Here is a 21,763-nt window from a genome sequence, read left to right on the forward strand (position 1 = left end):
GTTCATCAAACACTAAGGTTATTTCCTCAAGGGCAGATTATTTTCTGCCCTTTTTTAGTGTTCCTGTTCTGTGCATCCCGTCACAAATTCCTCACTTTTGTAATTCAGGCATTTAATCGCATTTTGTGAGCCTGCTCAAATCTGCCCATTTTGCCTCTCTGGCGGCAATTTACTTTACGTAAAACATGCATACTATGAGCACATGTTTAAATATGAACACATGTTTAAACCGTCTTTGCAGTATCTATATTCTTGTGGATTGACAGGGTTGGTAATTTTTTACCAGAGGACGTGCTATGCGCGAAAAGGATTATGTCGTAATTATAGGCTCGGCGAATATTGATGTCGCCGGATATTCACATGAATCATTAAATTATGCGGATTCAAATCCAGGTAAAATAAAATTTACGCCTGGTGGGGTAGGGCGCAATATTGCACAAAACCTGGCGTTGCTGGGTAATAAAGCCTGGCTACTGAGCGCCGTAGGCAGTGATTTTTATGGTCAATCGCTGCTAACGCAAACCAATCAATCTGGCGTTTATGTCGATAAATGCCTGATTGTGCCGGGAGAAAATACGTCGAGCTATTTATCATTACTCGATAATACCGGTGAAATGCTGGTTGCTATAAATGACATGAATATTAGCAACGCTATTACAGCTGAATATCTCGCACAGCACCGTGAATTTATTCAGAGGGCAAAGGTCATTGTCGCGGACTGTAATATCAGTGAAGAGGCACTGGCATGGATTCTGGATAATGCCGCCAACGTACCCATATTTGTCGATCCTGTTTCTGCGTGGAAATGTGTCAAAGTGCGCGACCGTCTAAATCTGATCCACACTCTCAAGCCAAACCGCCTTGAAGCGGAAACCCTGAGTGGGATTGCGCTGTCAGGGCGTGAAGATGTGGCAAAGGTTGCCGCCTGGTTCCATCAACATGGCCTGAACCGCCTGGTGCTGAGCATGGGCGGTGATGGTGTTTATTACAGTGATATCGGCGGTGAAAGTGGTTGGTCTGCGCCGATTAAAACCAATGTCATTAATGTTACCGGAGCGGGCGATGCCATGATGGCGGGACTTGCTTCGTGTTGGGTAGACGGAATGCCGTTTGCCGAATCTGTTCGTTTCGCACAGGGATGTTCGTCAATGGCGCTCTCCTGTGAATACACCAATAACCCCGATTTATCGATTGCCAACGTTATATCGTTAGTGGAGAACGCAGAATGTCTGAATTAAAAATTTCCCCTGAATTATTACAAATTTCCCCGGAAGTGCAGGACGCTTTAAAAAACAAAAAACCGGTTGTGGCACTGGAATCGACAATTATTTCTCACGGGATGCCATTCCCGCAAAATGCTGAGACGGCAATTGAAGTAGAAGACACAATTCGTAAGCACGGTGCTGTACCTGCAACAATCGCCATTATTGGTGGTGTCATGAAAGTAGGTTTGAGCAAAGAAGAAATTGAATTGTTAGGCCGTGAAGGACATAACGTGACGAAAGTCAGTCGCCGTGATTTACCTTTTGTCGTTGCCGCAGGAAAAAATGGCGCGACCACCGTTGCTTCAACGATGATTATCGCGGCACTGGCAGGAATTAAAGTATTTGCAACGGGGGGGATTGGTGGTGTGCATCGCGGTGCGGAACATACATTCGATATTTCTGCCGATTTACAGGAACTGGCAAATACTAATGTCACCGTTGTTTGTGCCGGTGCAAAATCTATTCTCGATTTAGGATTAACAACAGAATATTTAGAAACCTTCGGTGTACCGTTAATTGGCTATCAGACAAAAGCGCTGCCTGCGTTTTTCTGCCGTACCAGCCCATTTGAAGTCAGTATTCGCCTTGATAGTGCCACGGAAATCGCTCGTGCAATGGCAGTGAAATGGCAAACCGGTTTGAACGGCGGCCTGGTAGTGGCGAATCCGATCCCGGAGCAGTTTGCGATGCCGGAGGAATCTATCAATGCAGCCATAGATCAAGCTGTCGCCGAAGCCGAAGAGCAGGGCGTTATTGGTAAAGAAAGCACACCGTTCCTGCTGGCTCGTGTTGCTGAACTGACCGGTGGTGACAGCCTGAAATCCAACATCCAACTGGTGTTCAACAACGCCATTCTGGCGAGCGAAATTGCCAAAGAATACCAGCGTCTCGCGGGTTAATTTCTGACGGGCAGAAAGCCGTCGCCCGTACTGATCATACATACCAAAACCTGGCGCTAGCGCCGGGTTTACTGGCATGAAAGGAAAATCATTATGGATATAATGAGAAGTTTGGTGGGTATGGTGGTATTGCTGGCAATTGCATTCTTATTGTCAGTGAATAAAAAAGGTATCAGCATACGCACGGTCGGGGCTGCATTGCTGCTGCAAATCGCTATTGGTGGCATTATGCTCTACTTCCCACCGGGAAAATGGGCAGTAGAGCAGGCGGCATTAGGCGTGCATAAAGTGATGTCTTACAGTGATGCCGGTAGCGCCTTCATTTTTGGTTCGCTGGTTGGGCCGAAAATGGATGTCCTGTTTGATGGCGCGGGCTTTATCTTCGCCTTTCGCGTACTTCCGGCAATTATTTTCGTCACAGCGCTCATCAGCCTGCTGTACTACATTGGCGTGATGGGGCTGCTAATCCGCATTCTTGGCAGTATTTTTCAGAAAGCCCTCAACATCAGCAAAATCGAATCTTTTGTTGCGGTTACCACTATTTTCCTCGGGCAAAATGAGATCCCGGCGATCGTTAAACCGTTTATCGATCGCATGAATCGCAACGAGCTATTTACGGCAATTTGTAGCGGGATGGCGTCCATTGCCGGTTCGATGATGATTGGTTATGCCGGAATGGGCGTACCAATTGACTACCTGTTAGCGGCATCGCTGATGGCGATCCCTGGTGGTATTTTGTTTGCACGTATTCTTAGCCCAGCCACCGAGCCTTCGCAGGTGACATTTGAAAATCTGTCGTTCAGCGAAACGCCGCCAAAAAGCTTTATCGAAGCGGCGGCGAGCGGTGCGATGACCGGGTTGAAAATCGCCGCTGGTGTGGCGACGGTGGTAATGGCGTTTGTGGCAATTATTGCGCTGATCAACGGCATTATCGGCGGAATTGGTGGCTGGTTTGGTTTTTCCAATGCCTCTCTGGAAAGTATTTTTGGCTATGTGCTGGCACCGCTGGCGTGGATCATGGGCGTGGACTGGAGTGATGCCAACCTTGCGGGTAGCCTGATTGGGCAGAAACTGGCGATTAACGAATTCGTCGCTTACCTGAGTTTCTCCCCATACCTGCAAACGGGCGGCACGCTGGAAGTGAAAACCATTGCGATTATCTCCTTTGCGCTTTGTGGTTTTGCTAACTTTGGTTCTATCGGTGTTGTCGTTGGGGCGTTTTCGGCTATTTCGCCAAAACGCGCGCCGGAAATCGCTCAGCTTGGGTTACGGGCGTTGGCAGCAGCAACGCTTTCCAACCTGATGAGCGCGACCATTGCTGGGTTCTTTATTGGTTTAGCTTGAGTTTCATTACCGGATGTACGCGCTTATTAAGCGTTGCACCCGGTAATCGCGTACTATTCCAGATTATTTTTTACTGCATCATCCCGGAGAATTTATTCTCCGGGTCCATCTCCAGCGCCAGCCCTAACAACTGCTTTCTGTTTTTAATCAGATACCCTTTCTTGCTTTTAATTAATAAACCGTCATGAATGAATTGCGCGAGAACATATAAAAGATGTCGATAAGAAACGCCCAAATACTCTGCCGCTTGCGTATGCTTTTCTTGATAAAGATCACCTTCCTGCGAGAGTAATATAAAAGCTGCCAGGCGATTCACTAACGGAAATGATTGATTCTGAGTTAAAGAAACAATATTGCGATAATTTTTATGGCTTAAAGTAACGCAGAGTTTTCGTAAAAATAGCGTGTCGTTTAATAACAGCGGACGGTAATGTTTCATCGGGAGTGCAAGGCACCAACACTCTTCAATCGCCTGCACCGCACGTGGTTCATGGTCTTTATCGATTAACTCAATCTCACCAATAAAACAGGGGGCGGCAAAGAAATCGATCAGCGACACGCGACCATTGGCAAGCGTGGCGTAAAGCCTGGCGCGGCCTCGCGTCAGGTAAAACAGCCATAACGGCTGTTGCCCTTCCTGCACAATGTAGTCACGCGCTAAAAAATGAAACAGCCGTGTATCGGCTGAAACATCCGTTGAAAAGCAATCCTTATACGCGGACTCACTCATCAATTGCTGCTTAAGAACATTATTGTGGATTTCATTCACGATGTTTATCCGCTATGAGATTTCTCATATTTAGCATACGTACGCTGTTGTTAAGATTCAATCATCGGCCCGGTCGAATTTTCTTTGCTGTAGAAAAAATAACGCAACTGGAAACAGAGGAAATAAACAATGGAAAAGAGAAAAATTATTCTGGATTGTGATCCGGGTCATGATGATGCTATTGCCATAATGATGGCCGCGAAACATCCGGCGATTGATTTATTAGGTATCACTATTGTGGCGGGGAATCAAACCCTCGATAAAACATTAATTAATGGCCTGAATGTTTGCCAGAAACTGGAGATTAATGTTCCGGTTTATGCGGGGATGCCGCAACCCATTATGCGTCAACAAATCGTTGCTGATAATATTCACGGTGAAACCGGACTGGATGGCCCGGTATTCGAACCGCTGACTCGTCAGGCAGAAAACACCCATGCGGTGAAATATATCATCGATACCCTGATGGCAAGCGATGGCGATATCACTCTGGTGCCGGTTGGTCCGCTTTCAAATATCGCGGTGGCAATGCGTATGCAACCCGCAATCCTGCCAAAAATCCGTGAAATTGTGCTAATGGGCGGCGCTTACGGTACTGGCAACTTCACCCCTTCTGCCGAGTTCAACATCTTTGCTGACCCGGAAGCGGCGCGAGTGGTGTTCACCTCCGGCGTTCCATTAGTGATGATGGGCCTCGATCTCACCAACCAGACCGTTTGCACTCCGGACGTGATTGCTCGGATGGAAAGAGCAGGCGGCCCTGCCGGAGAGTTGTTCAGCGACATCATGAACTTCACTCTGAAAACCCAGTTCGAAAACTACGGTCTGGCTGGCGGCCCGGTGCACGACGCCACCTGTATCGGCTATCTGATTAACCCTGATGGCATAAAAACCCAGGATATGTACGTCGAAGTGGACGTTAACAGTGGCCCTTGTTACGGGCGTACCGTCTGCGACGAGCTGGGCGTTCTTGGCAAGCCCGCCAATACCAAAGTCGGCATCACTATTGATACCGACTGGTTCTGGGGATTAGTCGAAGAGTGCGTGCGCGGCTACATCAAAACCCACTAAGTGTTGATATCAAGCCGGGCCGGTGTCGCTGGATGCAAGCCTGGCTATTTCTGATGGGCAGAGAGCCGTCGCCCAAAATGACATGAAGAGATAATAACTATGGATGTCATGAGAAGTGTTCTGGGAATGGTGGTACTGCTGGCAATTGCGTGTTTGCTGTCAGTAAACAAGAAGAAGATCAGCCTGCGTACTGTCGGTGCGGCGCTGGTATTACAGGTCGTGATTGGCGGCATTATGCTTTGGTTACCACCAGGGCGTTGGGTCGCAGAAAAAGTCGCTTTTGGCGTCCATAAAGTGATGGCGTACAGCGATGCAGGTAGCGCTTTTATCTTCGGTTCTCTGGTCGGACCGAAAATGGACACCTTATTTGATGGCGCAGGATTTATCTTTGGTTTCAGGGTATTACCGGCAATTATCTTCGTCACTGCACTGGTGAGTATTCTCTACTACATCGGTGTGATGGGGATCTTAATTCGCATTCTCGGCGGTATATTCCAGAAAGCATTGAATATCAGCAAGATCGAGTCATTCGTCGCGGTCACTACCATTTTCCTCGGGCAAAACGAAATTCCGGCAATCGTTAAACCCTTTATCGATCGTCTGAATCGCAATGAATTATTTACAGCGATTTGTAGCGGGATGGCCTCGATTGCTGGTTCGACAATGATTGGTTACGCCGCACTGGGCGTGCCTGTGGAATATCTGCTGGCGGCATCGTTAATGGCTATCCCTGGCGGGATCTTGTTTGCCCGCATGTTAAGTCCGGCTACGGAATCTTCGCAGGTTTCCTTTAATAACCTCTCTTTCACCGAAACACCGCCAAAAAGCATTATTGTAGCCGCCGCTACAGGGGCAATGACCGGGCTGAAAATCGCCGCAGGTGTGGCGACAGTGGTGATGGCATTTGTTGCAATAATTGCGTTGATTAACGGTATTATCGGCGGCGTTGGCGGCTGGTTTGGTTTTGAACATGCCTCGCTGGAGTCCATTTTAGGTTACCTGTTGGCTCCGCTGGCGTGGGTGATGGGGGTTGACTGGAGTGATGCGAATCTTGCCGGGAGTTTGATTGGACAGAAACTGGCGATTAATGAATTTGTCGCTTACCTCAATTTCTCACCTTATCTGCAAACAGCTGGCACTCTGGATGCTAAAACCGTGGCGATTATTTCCTTCGCGTTGTGCGGTTTCGCTAACTTTGGTTCTATCGGGGTGGTGGTTGGCGCATTTTCTGCGGTTGCGCCACACCGTGCGCCGGAAATCGCCCAGCTTGGTTTACGCGCGCTGGCGGCGGCGACACTTTCTAACCTGATGAGTGCCACCATTGCAGGATTCTTTATTGGCTTAGCGTAGTGCGCGAGTTATGAGCCGGATAAGACGCGGTCAAGCGTCGAATCCGGCAAGATTGTTACACCATCGGCACTAATGAAAGCGCGTTATCGGCAGACAGGGTAGGGTTGTTTAAGCTGCCGCTGGCGCGTGAAATTGCCGCGCAGGCCATCGCAAAACGGGCACTATCACGGAAACTGCTTCCTTCCAGAAAGCTATACACCAGGCCCGCCATAAAACCATCGTCAGCACCAAAACTGTCTACCGTCGTATGCGCTGGCGCAGTCAGCAAAAATTGTTCGCCATCCTTTTGGCTGCAATAAACAGACTCATCGGGCAAATAAACAAACAGTTGCTGAACGCCTTGCTGATGCAACGCATTCACTGCGGCATTACGATCAGCATCGCGGGTTATCGGCTGGCCCCATAAAATTTCCAGCTCCGGCAAAGTGGGTTTCAGAGTGTGAATATGCGCCAGCCAGTGTTTGATTTTGCCCGCTTTGAATTCTGAAACGGTATCGACAAACACCGGGATTTCATCAGCGAGGGTAAAGACCCACTCCAGCGCCTCGGCTGTCAGGTTGCAATCAGCCAGTACCACGCCCGCATGACGAAGTAAATCGCGCGACCCGTTCAGTAGTTGCGGTGTCAACTGATCCAGCAGATGGGTATCGTTAATCGCCAGCACGGTTTGATCGTCTCGATTGGCAATTGCCAGATACGTCGATGTGCTTTGACCATGTAAACGAACGCAGCCGGAGACATTCACGCCGGCGCGGCGCGTTTCTTCCAGGAGCATTTCGCCATAAAAGTCATCGCCAATCACTGAAAGCAAATGGACGTCGCGGCCTAACAGCGCCAGATTGTGGGCGATATTGCGTCCAACGCCGCCTGCCGAGCAATGAATTGTACCGGGATGAGAAGCCGCTTGCGGGTAACGGATATCCGCCATCCCGCGAATATCCATATTGATTGTCCCCACCACTACGCAGTATTCCTGCTCGGTGAGAATGTAACCTTTGCCTTTAATCCGACCTTTGCGCATTAAATCCATAATATGCGCTGCAACACGCGAACGGCTGATTTGCAGCATATCCGCAATTTCGTTCTGCTGAATCAGCGGGTTACGCCTTAATATTGCAAGGATCTCCTTCTCCCGGTTATTCATCTTCAGGCTACCGCTTTTTCAGTTTGTTGCGCTTTCAGCCAGGCGATCTCTTCTGCCCAGATATCCGGGTTGATGGTTTCAAGGATCAGCGGAATTCCGTCGAAACGGTCGTCCTGCATGATCCAGCGGAACGCATCATGACCGATATTGCCTTCACCGAGGCTATGATGGCGGTCAACGCGGCTGCCAAAGGTGCTTTTCGCATCGTTAAGGTGCATCCCGCGCAGATACTTAAAGCCGACAATACGGGCAAAATCCGCGAACGTTTTCTCGCATTCGGCTGGAGTACGCAAATCATACCCGGCAGCGAAAGCATGGCAGGTATCAATGCAGACGCCGACGCGGGATTTATCTTCCACGCCGTCGATAATCGCCGCGAGATGTTCGAATTTAAACCCTAAGTTGCTGCCCTGACCGGCGGTATTTTCAATCACCGCTGTCACACCTTGAGTTTTATCCAGCGCAATGTTGATGGATTCGGCAATACGCGCAAGGCAATCCTCTTCTGAAATCTGCATCAGATGGCTGCCAGGGTGGAAGTTGAGCAAAGAAAGCCCCAGCTGTTCGCAACGCTGCATTTCATCTATAAACGCATCGCGTGATTTCTCCAGGGCTTCGGTGACTGGATGTCCGAGGTTAATCAGATAACTGTCGTGGGGAAGAATTTGCGCCGATGTGTAGTGATATTTTTCACAGGCGGCTTTGAATTCATCGATGGTTTGCGTCGTGAGCGGTGCGGCACGCCACTGACGTTGGTTTTTGGTGAACAAGGCAAACGCGGTTGCGTCGATTTCAGCGGCGCGAATTGCGGCATTTGCCAGACCGCCAGCAGCACTAACGTGCGCTCCAATGTATTTCATGCGAGGACTCCTGTTAAACCCGCTGGAGGAAAACGGTAATGATAGCGGGTTAACAGGAGCAAGATGTAGTGGTTTATGCGATGACGCTTTGAATCACATAGTTAATCGCACCACCACCAACAATCAGCCAGGCAAACAGTACCAGAGCCATCAGCAGAGGTTTCGCCCCGGCTTTTTTCAGCGCGCTGACGTGAGTGGTCAGACCCAGCGCCGCCATCGCCATTGCCAGCAGGAAGGTATCCAGCGTTACCAGCATATTCACTACGCTCTGCGGTAACAGGTGGAACGAGTTAAAGATGGCAACTACGATGAACAAGATGGCAAACCACGGAATAGTGATTTTGCTTTTCTCGCCGCTGTTCGCCCCAGACAGCTGTTTAACACGCGCCGCCAGCAGGATGAGGAACGGAGCCAGCATCATCACGCGCAGCATTTTGGAAATAACTGCTGCGTTTTCTGCATCCGGGCTGATGGCATGACCTGCCGCCACCACCTGCGCCACTTCGTGCACAGTAGAACCAATGTAGATACCGAAAGTTTCCGGACTAAACCATTGAGACATCAGCGGATATATCGCCGGGTAGAGGAAAATCGCGACGGTCCCGAAGATAACAACGGTTGCAACAGCCACGGTTACTTTACTGGCTTCCGCTTTCACTACCGGCTCAGTCGCCAGTACCGCGGCAGCACCACAGATACTGCTACCGGCACCGATCAACCAGCTGGTGTGCTTATCCAGACCAAACACTTTCTGCCCCAGGAAACAAGCCAGCAGGAAGGTACTGGACAGCGTCAGCACGTCAATGATGATCCCACTGATACCGACATCGGCAATTTGCGAGAACGTCAGACGGAAGCCATAAAGAATGATACCCAGACGTAATAAATATTGCTTGGCAAACAGCACGCCACCGTCACAGCTTTTCCAGATGCGCGGATAGATGGTGTTGCCTAAAACCATCCCCAACAAGATTGCGAGGGTGAGGGCACTAAACCCGGCACCCGCAACCGCGGGAATGGAACCACCCCACAGGGCGACCCCGGTGATAACTGCACTCAGGGCTAACCCCGGAATAAAATGCCACAGTGTACGATGTTGTTTCTGTAAGGTGATATTCGTCATAACCCTCTCCTTTAACCGGGTATAAGGTTACGACTAACTGGTTTAAAAATAAAATTGATTATATATTTATAATCAATCTTTATAAGTGGTAAGCGACTATGCACATCACCCTCCGGCAGTTGGAAGTTTTTGCAGAAGTATTGAAAAGTGGATCAACCACCCAAGCGTCGGTGATGCTGGCGTTGTCGCAATCAGCAGTGAGCGCAGCCTTGACTGACCTGGAAGGGCAGCTTGGCGTGCAACTGTTTGATCGCGTGGGGAAAAGACTGGTTGTTAATGAACACGGGCGGCTGCTCTATCCGCGAGCGTTGGCACTGCTTGAACAGGCGGTTGAAATCGAACAACTGTTTCGCGAAGACAACGGCGCGATTCGTATCTATGCCAGTAGTACTATCGGTAACTACATTCTGCCTGCAGTTATCGCCCGTTATCGCCATGATTATCCGCAGTTGCCGATTGAACTTAGCGTTGGGAACAGCCAGGACGTGATGCAAGCGGTGCTGGATTTCCGCGTTGATATTGGCTTTATTGAAGGCCCGTGCCACAGCACTGAAATCATCTCTGAACCGTGGCTGGAAGACGAACTGGTGGTTTTCGCCGCGCCGACTTCGCCGTTGGCTCGTGGTCCGGTCACCTTAGAGCAGCTGGCCGCTGCGCCGTGGATCCTGCGTGAACGCGGTTCCGGCACGCGGGAGATTGTCGATTATCTGTTGCTGTCACATTTACCGAAGTTTGAGATGGCGATGGAGTTAGGTAACTCCGAGGCAATCAAACATGCGGTGCGTCATGGATTGGGAATTAGTTGCCTGTCGCGACGGGTCATTGAAGATCAATTGCAGGCAGGCACGTTAAGTGAAGTTGCGGTCCCTCTGCCGCGCTTGATGCGCACGTTGTGGCGTATCCATCATCGGCAAAAACACCTTTCCAACGCGCTTCGGCGCTTTCTGGACTATTGCGATCCCGCGAATGTACCGCGTTAAGTTGCTGTACAAGAACATGCTGGTGCTGTGTCGATTTCGTGACGCAGCGCCCGCAGCATGCATTCGCCAGAAAAGAGATTGGCTGCTTTACTTATAATCCCGGGGCGATCATGAAGGTGTCTTATAACCGTGTATTTCTGCCGGAAGGATTGCCAATCGTCTGCTACAATCGCGCCTCATTTTTAAGATGGATAGCATTTTTGTATGGTTTCCGAAACTAAAACCACAGAAGCGCCGGGCTTACGCCGTGAATTAAAGGCGCGTCACCTGACGATGATTGCCATTGGCGGTTCCATCGGTACAGGTCTTTTTGTTGCCTCTGGCGCAACGATTTCTCAGGCAGGTCCGGGCGGGGCATTGCTCTCGTATATGTTGATTGGCCTGATGGTTTACTTCCTGATGACCAGTCTCGGTGAACTGGCCGCATATATGCCGGTTTCCGGTTCGTTTGCCACTTACGGTCAGAACTATGTTGAAGAAGGCTTTGGCTTCGCGCTGGGCTGGAACTACTGGTACAACTGGGCGGTGACTATCGCCGTTGACCTGGTTGCTGCGCAGCTGGTTATGAGCTGGTGGTTCCCGGATACACCCGGTTGGATCTGGAGTGCGCTGTTCCTCGGCGTTATCTTCCTGCTGAACTACATTTCGGTCCGTGGCTTTGGTGAAGCAGAATACTGGTTCTCACTGATCAAGGTTACGACGGTTATTGTCTTTATTGTTGTCGGCGTGCTGATGATTATCGGTATCTTCAAAGGCGCACAGCCTGCGGGCTGGAGCAACTGGACAATCGGCGAAGCACCGTTTGCTGGTGGTTTTGCGGCGATGATCGGCGTAGCTATGATTGTCGGCTTCTCTTTCCAGGGAACCGAGCTGATCGGTATTGCTGCAGGCGAGTCCGAAGATCCGGCGAAAAACATTCCACGCGCGGTACGTCAGGTGTTCTGGCGAATCCTGTTGTTCTATGTGTTCGCGATCCTGATCATCAGCCTGATTATTCCGTACACCGATCCGAGCCTACTGCGTAATGATGTGAAAGACATCAGCGTCAGTCCGTTCACCCTGGTATTCCAACACGCGGGTCTGCTCTCTGCGGCGGCGGTGATGAACGCTGTTATTCTGACGGCGGTGCTGTCAGCGGGTAACTCCGGTATGTATGCGTCTACTCGTATGTTGTACACCCTGGCGTGTGACGGTAAAGCGCCGCGCATTTTCGCTAAATTGTCGCGTGGTGGCGTGCCGCGTAACGCGCTGTATGCGACGACGGTGATTGCCGGTCTGTGCTTCCTGACCTCGATGTTTGGTAACCAGACGGTATACCTGTGGTTGCTGAACACCTCTGGTATGACAGGCTTTATTGCCTGGCTGGGGATTGCGATTAGCCACTACCGCTTCCGTCGCGGTTACGTATTGCAGGGACACGACATTAACGATCTGCCGTACCGTTCAGGCTTCTTCCCACTGGGGCCGATCTTCGCATTCATTCTGTGTCTGATTATTACTTTGGGCCAGAACTACGAAGCGTTCCTGAAAGACACCATTGACTGGGGCGGCGTAGCGGCAACATATATTGGTATCCCGCTGTTCCTGATTATCTGGTTCGGATACAAGCTGATTAAAGGAACTCACTTCGTACGCTACAGCGAAATGAAGTTCCCGCAGAACGATAAGAAATAAGTTTCCTCCCTTCTTTGCTAAGCCCTCTCAACCGAGAGGGCTTTTTTAATTCTATTTCCCTGACAAATCATGCGGATATAAATTTTAACATTTGGATTGATAATTGTTATCGTTTGCATTATCGTTACGCCGAAATCAAAAAAGGCTGACAAATCAGGGGCTGTTCCGGCTTTCTGGGATGATCACCTGCATACAAATAAGTCCACCGCGATGCTGCCGTACGCAAGGGGACGTGAAGAAGATGTGAGCGATAACCCATTTTATTTTCGTAGTTACCTCATGGAGATATGGAATGTTTAGGTTTAACCCCTTCGTACGGGTCGGGCTGTGTTTGTCCGCTATTTCTTGTGCATGGCCTGTGTTAGCGGTCGATGATGATGGCGAAACGATGGTTGTCACTGCATCTTCCGTTGAGCAAAACCTTAAAGATGCACCCGCCAGTATCAGCGTCATTACCCAGGAAGACCTGCAGCGAAAACCGGTACAGAATCTGAAGGATGTCCTCAAAGAAGTGCCTGGCGTACAACTGACGAACGAAGGGGATAACCGTAAGGGCGTTAGTATTCGTGGTCTTGACAGCAGCTACACCCTGATTCTCGTCGACGGTAAACGCGTTAACTCCCGCAATGCCGTCTTCCGCCACAATGATTTCGATCTGAACTGGATCCCGGTCGATTCCATCGAACGTATTGAAGTGGTCCGTGGCCCGATGTCGTCGCTGTACGGTTCCGATGCGCTCGGCGGTGTCGTGAATATCATCACCAAAAAAATCGGTCAGAAATGGTCGGGTACCGTTACTGTCGATACCACCATTCAGGAACATCGCGATCGCGGTGATACCTATAACGGTCAGTTCTTTACCAGCGGACCATTAATTGACGGCGTGCTGGGAATGAAAGCTTACGGCAGCCTGGCAAAACGTGAAAAGGATGACCCACAAAACTCAACGACCACCGATACCGGAGAAACGCCGCGTATTGAAGGATTCTCCAGCCGCGACGGCAATGTGGAATTTGCCTGGACACCGAATCAAAATCACGATTTTACTGCCGGATACGGTTTTGACCGTCAGGATCGTGATTCCGACTCGCTGGACAAAAACCGCCTGGAACGTCAGAACTACTCCGTCAGCCATAATGGGCGTTGGGATTACGGCACCAGCGAACTGAAATACTACGGTGAGAAAGTCGAAAACAAAAACCCTGGCAACAGCAGCCCGATTACTTCCGAAAGCAATACGGTCGATGGTAAATACACGTTGCCACTGACGGCGATTAATCAGTTTGTTACGGTTGGCGGTGAATGGCGTCACGACAAACTTAGCGATGCGGTGAACCTGACCGGGGGAACCAGCTCCAAAACGTCTGCCAGCCAGTACGCGCTGTTTGTGGAAGATGAATGGCGGATCTTCGAGCCGCTGGCGCTGACGACCGGCGTACGTATGGACGATCATGAAACCTACGGTGAACACTGGAGTCCACGTGCCTACCTGGTTTATAACGCCACCGACACCGTAACGGTGAAAGGGGGCTGGGCGACGGCCTTTAAAGCACCTTCTCTGTTGCAACTTAGCCCTGACTGGACGAGCAATTCCTGCCGTGGCGCATGTAAGATTGTGGGTAGCCCGGATCTGAAACCAGAAACCAGCGAAAGTTGGGAGCTGGGGCTTTACTACATGGGTGAAGAAGGCTGGCTGGAAGGGGTTGAATCCAGCGTGACCGTTTTCCGCAACGATGTAAAAGATCGTATCAGCATCAGCCGTACGTCTGACGTCAATGCTGCTCCGGGCTACCAAAACTTTGTCGGTTTTACAGCGGACGGTGTGCCAGTATTCAGCTACTACAACGTTAACAAAGCACGTATTCAGGGCGTGGAAACCGAACTGAAAATTCCGTTCAACGATGAATGGAAACTGTCGATCAACTACACCTACAACGATGGTCGTGATGTCAGCAACGGCGAAAACAAACCGTTGTCCGATCTGCCGTTCCATACCGCTAACGGTACGCTGGACTGGAAACCGCTGGCGCTGGAAGACTGGTCATTCTATGTTTCTGGTCACTATACCGGGCAGAAACGCGCCGACAGCGCGACGGCTAAAACTCCGGGCGGTTATACCATCTGGAATACCGGCGCGGCCTGGCAGGTGACCAAAGACGTCAAACTGCGTGCGGGTGTGCTGAACCTTGGCGACAAGGATCTCAGTCGTGACGACTACAGCTATAACGAAGACGGACGTCGTTACTTTATGGCAGTGGATTATCGCTTTTGATGAGAAGATGCCCGGCGAACCGGGCAGACTTTACTTCAGTAAATACTGCGCATGGAAGCGCAGATGATCCTCTATATAAGAGGCAATAAAGTAGTAACTGTGATCATATCCCGGCTGAATACGCAGCGTCATCGGCCACGCTTTTTGACGCGCGGCTTCTGCCAGCACTGCGGGTTGTAGCTGGTCGGCAAGAAACTGATCATTATCGCCCTGATCAATCAGTGTCGGGATCGCATCCTGCGCATTACTCGCATACATCAGCGCGCAACTGTCCCATTCCATCCAGTCATTTTTATCCTCACCCAGATAAGTGCGAAACGCTTTGATTCCCCACGGGACGCTGCACGGATTCACAATCGGCGCAAAGGCAGAAACACTGGTGTATTTGCCAGGATTTTTCAGCGCCATAATCAATGCGCCGTGACCACCCATGGAATGACCGCTAATAGCGCAGCGATCGCTGACGTTAAATTGCGATTGAATGAGAGTCGGTAATTCATCGCGCAGATAATCGTACATCCTGTAATGCGTCGCCCACGGTTTTTGTGTGGCGTTGAGATAAAACCCCGCGCCTTGACCTAAATCGTAGCCGTCGTCGTTGGCTACTTGTTCGCCGCGCGGACTGGTGTCTGGCATCACCAGTACAATCCCCAGTTCCGCCGCTACGCGTTGGGCCCCCGCTTTGGTGGTGAAGTTCTCGTCATTGCAGGTTAATCCGGAGAGCCAGTACAGCACCGGCGGCGGGGTGTGATCGCGAGGCGGTGGAAGAAAGATGCTGAACGTCATCGGGCAATTTAAGGTACTGGAGTCGTGCCGCCAGCGTTGTTGCCAGCCTTCAAAACAGCGGTGCTCTTCGAGCATTTCCATGCGTGGCTCCTTGTTGTGTTGTTTGCAATTTCTTCATCATACCGTTTATTCAATGTGCTGTGAGTAACTTTCACTTCCGTATATACATAACGATGTTTTAACATCTGCTGATGAAAGGCAGCGGCAATTACAATAATTATCGCTGTGAATACTGGATTATGTGCGCCGCCTCACGCACAATAATCAGGCTGTAAATCAGCTTAATAACTTTGCCCCCACGCAGGGCGGAGGCGTCACACCTGCAGGAGAAATCATAAATGCCATCACTCAGTAAAGAAGCGGCCCTGGTTCATGAAGCGTTAGTTGCGCGAGGACTGGAAACACCGCTGCGCCCGCCCGTGCATGAAATGGATAACGAAACGCGCAAAAGCCTTATTGCTGGTCATATGACCGAAATCATGCAGCTGCTGAATCTCGACCTGGCTGATGACAGTTTGATGGAAACGCCGCATCGCATCGCTAAAATGTATGTCGATGAAATTTTCTCCGGTCTGGATTACGCCAATTTCCCGAAAATCACCCTCATTGAAAACAAAATGAAGGTTGATGAAATGGTCACCGTGCGCGATATCACCCTGACCAGCACCTGTGAACACCATTTTGTTACCATCGATGGCAAAGCGACGGTGGCTTATATCCCGAAAGATTCGGTGATCGGTCTGTCAAAAATTAACCGTATCGTGCAGTTCTTTGCCCAGCGTCCGCAGGTGCAGGAACGTCTGACGCAGCAAATTCTCATTGCGCTACAAACGCTGCTGGGCACCAATAACGTGGCTGTCTCTATCGATGCGGTACATTACTGCGTGAAGGCGCGTGGCATCCGCGATGCAACCAGTGCCACGACAACGACCTCTCTTGGTGGATTGTTCAAATCCAGTCAGAATACGCGCCACGAATTTCTGCGCGCTGTGCGTCATCACAACTGATTAAAAGGCAGGAACCATGGAGCGCAACGTCACGCTCGATTTTGTTCGCGGCGTCGCCATTCTGGGGATCCTGCTATTAAACATCAGCGCCTTTGGGTTACCAAAGGCGGCTTATCTCAATCCCGCCTGGTACGGCGCTATTACGCCGCAGGATGCATGGACCTGGGCATTACTCGATCTCATCGGTCAGGTGAAATTCCTCACGCTTTTTGCGTTGCTGTTTGGTGCTGGCCTGCAAATGTTGCTACCCCGTGGCAAACGCTGGATCCAGTCGCGGTTAACACTGTTAGTCTTGTTGGGCTTTATTCACGGTTTATTGTTCTGGGACGGCGATATTCTGTTGGCTTACGGGCTGGTGGGCTTAATCTGTTGGCGGCTGGTGCGCGATGCGCCATCGGTAAAAAGCCTGTTTAATACCGGCGTCATGCTTTATCTGGTGGGGCTTGGCGTTTTGCTGTTGTTGGGGTTGATTTCAGACAGTCAGACCAGCCGCTCCTGGACGCCGGATGCATCGGCTATTTTGTATGAAAAATACTGGAAGCTTCACGGCGGCGTTGAAGCGATCAGTAATCGTGCCGATGGTGTTGGCAACAGTTTACTGGCACTGGGCGCACAGTATGGCTGGCAACTGGCAGGGATGATGCTAATTGGCGCGGCGCTGATGCGCAGTGGCTGGCTGAAAGGGCAGTTTAGCTTGCGCCATTATCGGCGTACCGGTTTTGTGCTGGTGGCGATTGGGGTGATCATTAACCTTCCAGCGATCGCCCTGCAATGGCGGCTGGACTGGGCATATCGCTGGTGCGCCTTCTTACTTCAGATGCCGCGGGAACTGAGTGCGCCGTTTCAGGCGGTTGGCTATGCGTCGCTGTTTTATGGTTTCTGGCCGCAATTGAGCCGCTTTAAGCTGGTGCTCGCGATCGCCTGCGTCGGACGGATGGCGCTGACCAACTATCTATTGCAAACGCTGATTTGTACCACGCTTTTTTATCACCTCGGTTTGTTTATGCAGTTTGACCGTCTGGAATTGCTGGCGTTTGTTATTCCGGTATGGCTGGCGAATATTCTCTTCTCTGTTATCTGGCTGCGTTACTTCCGTCAGGGGCCGGTGGAATGGCTCTGGCGTCAGTTAACTTTGCGTGCTGCCGGACCTGCATTATCTAAAACATCAAGATAACGATCTGGATCACATTCATTAACAAAATGGTTGTAACCGTTTCCATTGCTGTGACTCGATTCACGAAGTCCTGAATTCAGTGCTGACAAAATAGCCGCCAGCAAGCAGGCATTTACTGCAATCTCATAACAGGTAGTGAATATGATCACCATTCGTGATGTAGCGCGTCAGGCTGGCGTCTCTGTGGCAACGGTTTCCCGGGTGCTCAATAACAGCACGCTGGTCAGTGCCGACACGCGTGAAGCAGTAATGAAAGCAGTGAGCGAGTTGGATTATCGGCCAAACGCCAATGCCCAGGCGCTGGCAACTCAGGTTAGCGATACCATTGGCGTGGTGGTAATGGACGTTTCTGATGCGTTTTTCGGCGCGCTGGTAAAAGCGGTGGATCTCGTCGCCCAGCAGCACCAGAAATATGTGCTAATAGGTAATAGCTATCATGAAGCGGAAAAAGAGCGTCATGCCATTGAGGTGTTAATTCGCCAGCGTTGTAACGCGTTGATTGTTCATTCAAAAGCGTTAAGCGATGATGAATTAGCGCAGTTTATGGATAACATTCCCGGTATGGTGTTAATCAACCGCGTTGTGCCAGGTTACGCCCATCGTTGCGTTTGCCTGGATAATCTCAGTGGTGCCCGAATGGCCACGCGCATGTTGCTCAATAATGGTCATCAACGTATTGGTTATCTTTCTTCCAGCCACGGCATTGAAGATGATGCCATGCGCAAAGCAGGCTGGATGAGTGCGTTGAAAGAGCAGGATATTATTCCGTCGGAAAGCTGGATTGGCACTGGCACCCCGGACATGCCAGGCGGTGAGGCGGCGATGGTTGAACTGCTGGGGCGCAATCTACAACTTACCGCTGTATTTGCATACAACGACAATATGGCCGCTGGCGCACTGACGGCATTAAAAGATAATGGTATTGCGATTCCGTTACATCTCTCAATCATCGGTTTCGATGATATTCCCATCGCTCGTTACACCGACCCACAATTAACGACCGTGCGTTATCCTATTGCTTCGATGGCAAAATTAGCTACCGAACTGGCCTTACAAGGGGCAGCAGGCAACATTGATCCTCACGCCAGCCACTGTTTTATGCCGACGTTAGTGCGTCGCCATTCTGTCGCAACGCGCCAGAATGCGGCAGCGATCACTAACTCAACAAATCAGTCGATGTAACCGCTTTCAATCTGTGAGTGATTTCACAGTATATTAACAATGCGATAGCTATGATTGCACCGTTTTAACGCTGTAACCTGTATGTAACAGTGAATCATCACTTTCACCGAGGTAATAGCGTCATAACAACAATTAAAGCCGTTTTCTGGAGCGTTACCGGGCATGGAAGAACGAATTTTAAAAAGTGAGCTTCGGCGTTCAGTAACACTTCATTAACTCTACTGCCCCGCCGAGCATTTATCTCAAGCACTACCCTGCATAAGAAAAACCGGAGATACCATGAATAAGAAGGTGTTAACCCTGTCTGCTGTAATGGCCAGTATGTTATTCGGTGCCACTGCACACGCTGCTGATACCCGTATTGGTGTAACAATCTATAAGTACGACGATAACTTTATGTCTGTTGTGCGCAAGGCTATCGAACAAGATGCGAAAGCCGCGCCAGATGTTCAGCTGCTGATGAATGATTCTCAGAATGACCAGTCCAAGCAGAACGATCAGATCGATGTATTGCTGGCGAAAGGGGTGAAGGCACTGGCGATCAACCTGGTTGACCCGGCAGCTGCGGGTACGGTGATTGAGAAAGCGCGCGGGCAAAACGTGCCGGTGGTTTTCTTCAACAAAGAACCGTCTCGTAAGGCGCTGGATAGCTACGATAAAGCCTACTATGTCGGCACTGACTCCAAAGAGTCCGGCATTATTCAGGGCGATTTGATTGCTAAGCATTGGGCGGCAAACCAGGATTGGGATCTCAACAAAGACGGTCAGATTCAATTCGTACTGCTGAAAGGTGAACCGGGCCATCCGGATGCAGAAGCACGCACCACTTACGTGATTAAAGAGCTGAACGACAAAGGCATCAAAACTGAACAGTTACAGTTAGATACCGCTATGTGGGATACCGCTCAGGCGAAAGATAAGATGGACGCCTGGCTGTCTGGCCCGAACGCCAACAAAATCGAAGTGGTTATCGCCAACAACGATGCGATGGCAATGGGCGCAGTAGAAGCACTGAAAGCACACAACAAGTCCAGCATTCCAGTGTTTGGTGTCGATGCGCTGCCAGAAGCTCTGGCACTGGTGAAATCCGGTGCACTGGCGGGCACCGTATTGAACGACGCTAACAACCAGGCGAAAGCGACTTTTGATCTGGCGAAAAACCTGGCCGATGGCAAAGGTGCGGCTGATGGTACCAACTGGAAAATCGACAACAAAGTGGTCCGCGTACCTTACGTTGGCGTAGATAAAGACAACCTGGCTGAATTCAGCAAGAAACAAGACTGATTGGGCGCAGTCGTTTACTGCGCCCTTATTGTATGGCCAACAAGGTAAAATTATATGGTCAGCTCAACGACTCCGTCTTCCGGGGAATACTTGTTGGAAATGAGCGGTATCAACAAGTCTTTTCCGGGTGTTAAGGCACTTGATAACGTTAATTTAAAAGTCCGGCCACATTCTATCCATGCATTAATGGGGGAAAACGGCGCAGGAAAATCAACATTATTAAAATGCCTGTTTGGTATTTATCAAAAAGACTCCGGCACCATTTTGTTCCAGGGTAAAGAGATCGATTTCCATTCTGCCAAAGAAGCACTGGAAAATGGTATTTCGATGGTACACCAGGAATTAAACCTGGTATTGCAACGTTCGGTGATGGACAACATGTGGCTGGGGCGATATCCCACCAAAGGCATGTTTGTCGATCAGGACAAAATGTACCGCGAAACCAAAGCAATTTTTGATGAGCTGGATATTGATATCGATCCGCGTGCGCGCGTCGGCACATTATCCGTTTCGCAAATGCAGATGATCGAAATCGCCAAAGCGTTTTCCTATAACGCGAAAATTGTGATTATGGATGAACCGACATCTTCGTTAACTGAAAAAGAGGTCAATCATCTTTTCACTATTATTCGTAAATTAAAAGAGCGCGGCTGCGGTATTGTTTATATCTCGCATAAAATGGAAGAAATCTTCCAGTTATGTGATGAAGTCACCGTATTGCGCGACGGTCAGTGGATCGCTACCGAACCGCTGGCAGGGCTAACGATGGACAAGATCATCGCCATGATGGTTGGACGCTCTCTTAACCAGCGTTTCCCTGACAAAGAAAACAAGCCGGGCGAAGTGATTCTGGAAGTGCGTAATCTGACGTCGCTGCGCCAGCCGTCGATTCGCGATGTCTCGTTTGATCTGCATAAAGGGGAGATCCTCGGTATTGCCGGTCTGGTGGGGGCGAAACGTACTGATATTGTTGAGACGTTATTTGGTATTCGCGAGAAATCGGCTGGCACCATTACGTTGCACGGCAAAAAGATCAATAACCATAACGCTAACGAAGCCATAAACCACGGATTTGCACTGGTAACTGAAGAGCGCCGCTCAACGGGAATTTATGCCTATCTGGATATTGGCTTTAACTCGTTAATTTCCAATATCCGCAACTACAAAAATAAAGTTGGCTTGCTGGATAACTCGCGGATGAAAAGCGATACCCAGTGGGTAATTGATTCGATGCGGGTAAAAACGCCGGGACATCGTACGCAAATTGGTTCACTCTCCGGCGGTAATCAGCAAAAGGTAATTATTGGGCGCTGGCTGCTAACGCAACCAGAAATATTAATGCTCGATGAACCAACGCGCGGTATTGATGTCGGAGCGAAGTTTGAAATTTATCAGTTAATTGCCGAACTGGCGAAGAAAGGCAAGGGGATTATTATTATTTCCTCCGAAATGCCAGAGTTGTTAGGGATAACAGACCGTATTCTGGTCATGAGCAATGGTCTCGTTTCCGGAATTGTCGATACAAAAACAACAACGCAAAACGAAATTCTGCGTCTTGCGTCTTTGCACCTTTAAGATT

Annotated in this window: 18 protein-coding genes; 13 read left to right on the forward strand and 5 right to left on the reverse strand. The window is 50.0% G+C overall.

Going from position 1 to position 21,763, the window contains the following annotated elements; genetic code table 11:
• The first annotated feature begins 296 nt into the window (after positions 1-296).
• The 3 genes from AACU19_RS02070 to AACU19_RS02080 all read left to right on the forward strand — a co-directional run bounded on the left by AACU19_RS02070 (position 297) and on the right by AACU19_RS02080 (position 3,508).
• Positions 297-1,238: a pseudouridine kinase gene (locus tag AACU19_RS02070; protein ID WP_001208127.1), complete on the forward strand. Its 942-nt coding sequence runs from the start codon at positions 297-299 to the stop codon at positions 1,236-1,238.
• Positions 1,226-2,164: a pseudouridine-5'-phosphate glycosidase gene (gene psuG, locus AACU19_RS02075; protein ID WP_001292440.1), complete on the forward strand. Its 939-nt coding sequence runs from the start codon at positions 1,226-1,228 to the stop codon at positions 2,162-2,164. Before AACU19_RS02070 ends, psuG begins: the two co-directional genes overlap by 13 nt.
• Positions 2,165-2,257: 93 nt before the next feature.
• Positions 2,258-3,508 carry a NupC/NupG family nucleoside CNT transporter gene (locus tag AACU19_RS02080; RefSeq protein ID WP_000353869.1) on the forward strand — a complete coding sequence of 417 codons (1,251 nt, stop codon included), beginning with the start codon at positions 2,258-2,260 and terminating at the stop codon, positions 3,506-3,508.
• A 70-nt stretch (positions 3,509-3,578) separates the two neighbouring features.
• Here AACU19_RS02080 and AACU19_RS02085 read toward each other — a convergent pair whose 3' ends face one another.
• Entirely contained in the window at positions 3,579-4,277 is a 699-nt protein-coding gene (locus AACU19_RS02085; protein WP_105278015.1) for a transcriptional regulator YeiL, read from the reverse strand.
• 129 nt (positions 4,278-4,406) lie between these two features.
• Here AACU19_RS02085 and rihB point away from each other — a divergent pair, with 129 nt between their 5' ends.
• Positions 4,407-5,348 (forward strand): ribosylpyrimidine nucleosidase, encoded by a 942-nt coding sequence (gene rihB, locus AACU19_RS02090; protein WP_089575610.1) that lies wholly within the window; start codon positions 4,407-4,409, stop codon positions 5,346-5,348.
• 99 nt (positions 5,349-5,447) lie between these two features.
• Complete coding sequence (locus AACU19_RS02095) at positions 5,448-6,698, forward strand: NupC/NupG family nucleoside CNT transporter (protein ID WP_105278016.1); 1,251 nt, start codon at positions 5,448-5,450, stop codon at positions 6,696-6,698.
• 55 nt (positions 6,699-6,753) lie between these two features.
• On the opposite strand, the gene AACU19_RS02100 is transcribed toward AACU19_RS02095, so the two are convergent.
• From AACU19_RS02100 to AACU19_RS02110, 3 genes are all read right to left on the reverse strand, one after another.
• A complete protein-coding gene (locus AACU19_RS02100) occupies positions 6,754-7,842 on the reverse strand; it encodes a sugar kinase (RefSeq protein ID WP_001064991.1) in 1,089 nt (362 codons plus the stop codon).
• A gap of 2 nt (positions 7,843-7,844) precedes the next feature.
• Positions 7,845-8,702, reverse strand: coding sequence for a deoxyribonuclease IV (gene nfo / locus AACU19_RS02105; RefSeq protein WP_000873890.1), 858 nt, complete (start codon positions 8,700-8,702; stop codon positions 7,845-7,847).
• A gap of 73 nt (positions 8,703-8,775) precedes the next feature.
• A complete protein-coding gene (locus tag AACU19_RS02110; RefSeq protein ID WP_032303367.1) occupies positions 8,776-9,825 on the reverse strand; it encodes a YeiH family protein in 1,050 nt (349 codons plus the stop codon).
• A gap of 98 nt (positions 9,826-9,923) precedes the next feature.
• Here AACU19_RS02110 and yieE point away from each other — a divergent pair, with 98 nt between their 5' ends.
• The 3 genes from yieE (at position 9,924) to cirA (ending at position 14,751) form a co-directional block, all read left to right on the forward strand.
• Complete coding sequence (gene yieE / locus AACU19_RS02115; RefSeq protein WP_000548294.1) at positions 9,924-10,805, forward strand: DNA-binding transcriptional regulator YeiE; 882 nt, start codon at positions 9,924-9,926, stop codon at positions 10,803-10,805.
• Between the two features lie 204 nt (positions 10,806-11,009).
• Complete coding sequence (gene lysP, locus AACU19_RS02120; RefSeq protein WP_000253276.1) at positions 11,010-12,479, forward strand: lysine-specific permease; 1,470 nt, start codon at positions 11,010-11,012, stop codon at positions 12,477-12,479.
• 292 nt (positions 12,480-12,771) lie between these two features.
• Entirely contained in the window at positions 12,772-14,751 is a 1,980-nt protein-coding gene (gene cirA / locus AACU19_RS02125) for a catecholate siderophore receptor CirA (RefSeq protein ID WP_032303366.1), read from the forward strand.
• Positions 14,752-14,781: 30 nt separating this feature from the next.
• On the opposite strand, the gene yeiG is transcribed toward cirA, so the two are convergent.
• Positions 14,782-15,618: an S-formylglutathione hydrolase gene (yeiG, locus tag AACU19_RS02130; RefSeq protein ID WP_039020526.1), complete on the reverse strand. Its 837-nt coding sequence runs from the start codon at positions 15,616-15,618 to the stop codon at positions 14,782-14,784.
• A 257-nt stretch (positions 15,619-15,875) separates the two neighbouring features.
• On the opposite strand from yeiG, the gene folE reads away from it, so the two are divergent.
• The 5 genes from folE (at position 15,876) to mglA (ending at position 21,759) form a co-directional block, all read left to right on the forward strand.
• Positions 15,876-16,544, forward strand: coding sequence for a GTP cyclohydrolase I FolE (folE, locus tag AACU19_RS02135; protein ID WP_001139613.1), 669 nt, complete (start codon positions 15,876-15,878; stop codon positions 16,542-16,544).
• A 16-nt stretch (positions 16,545-16,560) separates the two neighbouring features.
• Complete coding sequence (yeiB, locus tag AACU19_RS02140; RefSeq protein ID WP_105278017.1) at positions 16,561-17,718, forward strand: DUF418 domain-containing protein YeiB; 1,158 nt, start codon at positions 16,561-16,563, stop codon at positions 17,716-17,718.
• Positions 17,719-17,859: 141 nt separating this feature from the next.
• Positions 17,860-18,900 carry an HTH-type transcriptional regulator GalS gene (galS, locus tag AACU19_RS02145; protein ID WP_000628667.1) on the forward strand — a complete coding sequence of 347 codons (1,041 nt, stop codon included), beginning with the start codon at positions 17,860-17,862 and terminating at the stop codon, positions 18,898-18,900.
• 279 nt (positions 18,901-19,179) lie between these two features.
• Positions 19,180-20,184: a galactose/glucose ABC transporter substrate-binding protein MglB gene (mglB, locus tag AACU19_RS02150; protein WP_105278018.1), complete on the forward strand. Its 1,005-nt coding sequence runs from the start codon at positions 19,180-19,182 to the stop codon at positions 20,182-20,184.
• Between the two features lie 54 nt (positions 20,185-20,238).
• A complete protein-coding gene (gene mglA, locus AACU19_RS02155; protein WP_000255032.1) occupies positions 20,239-21,759 on the forward strand; it encodes a galactose/methyl galactoside ABC transporter ATP-binding protein MglA in 1,521 nt (506 codons plus the stop codon).
• The last annotated feature ends 4 nt before the right edge of the window (positions 21,760-21,763 follow it).

It is taken from the genome of Escherichia sp. MOD1-EC4550 (assembly GCF_963876935.1).
Lineage (GTDB): Bacteria > Pseudomonadota > Gammaproteobacteria > Enterobacterales > Enterobacteriaceae > Escherichia > Escherichia coli_F.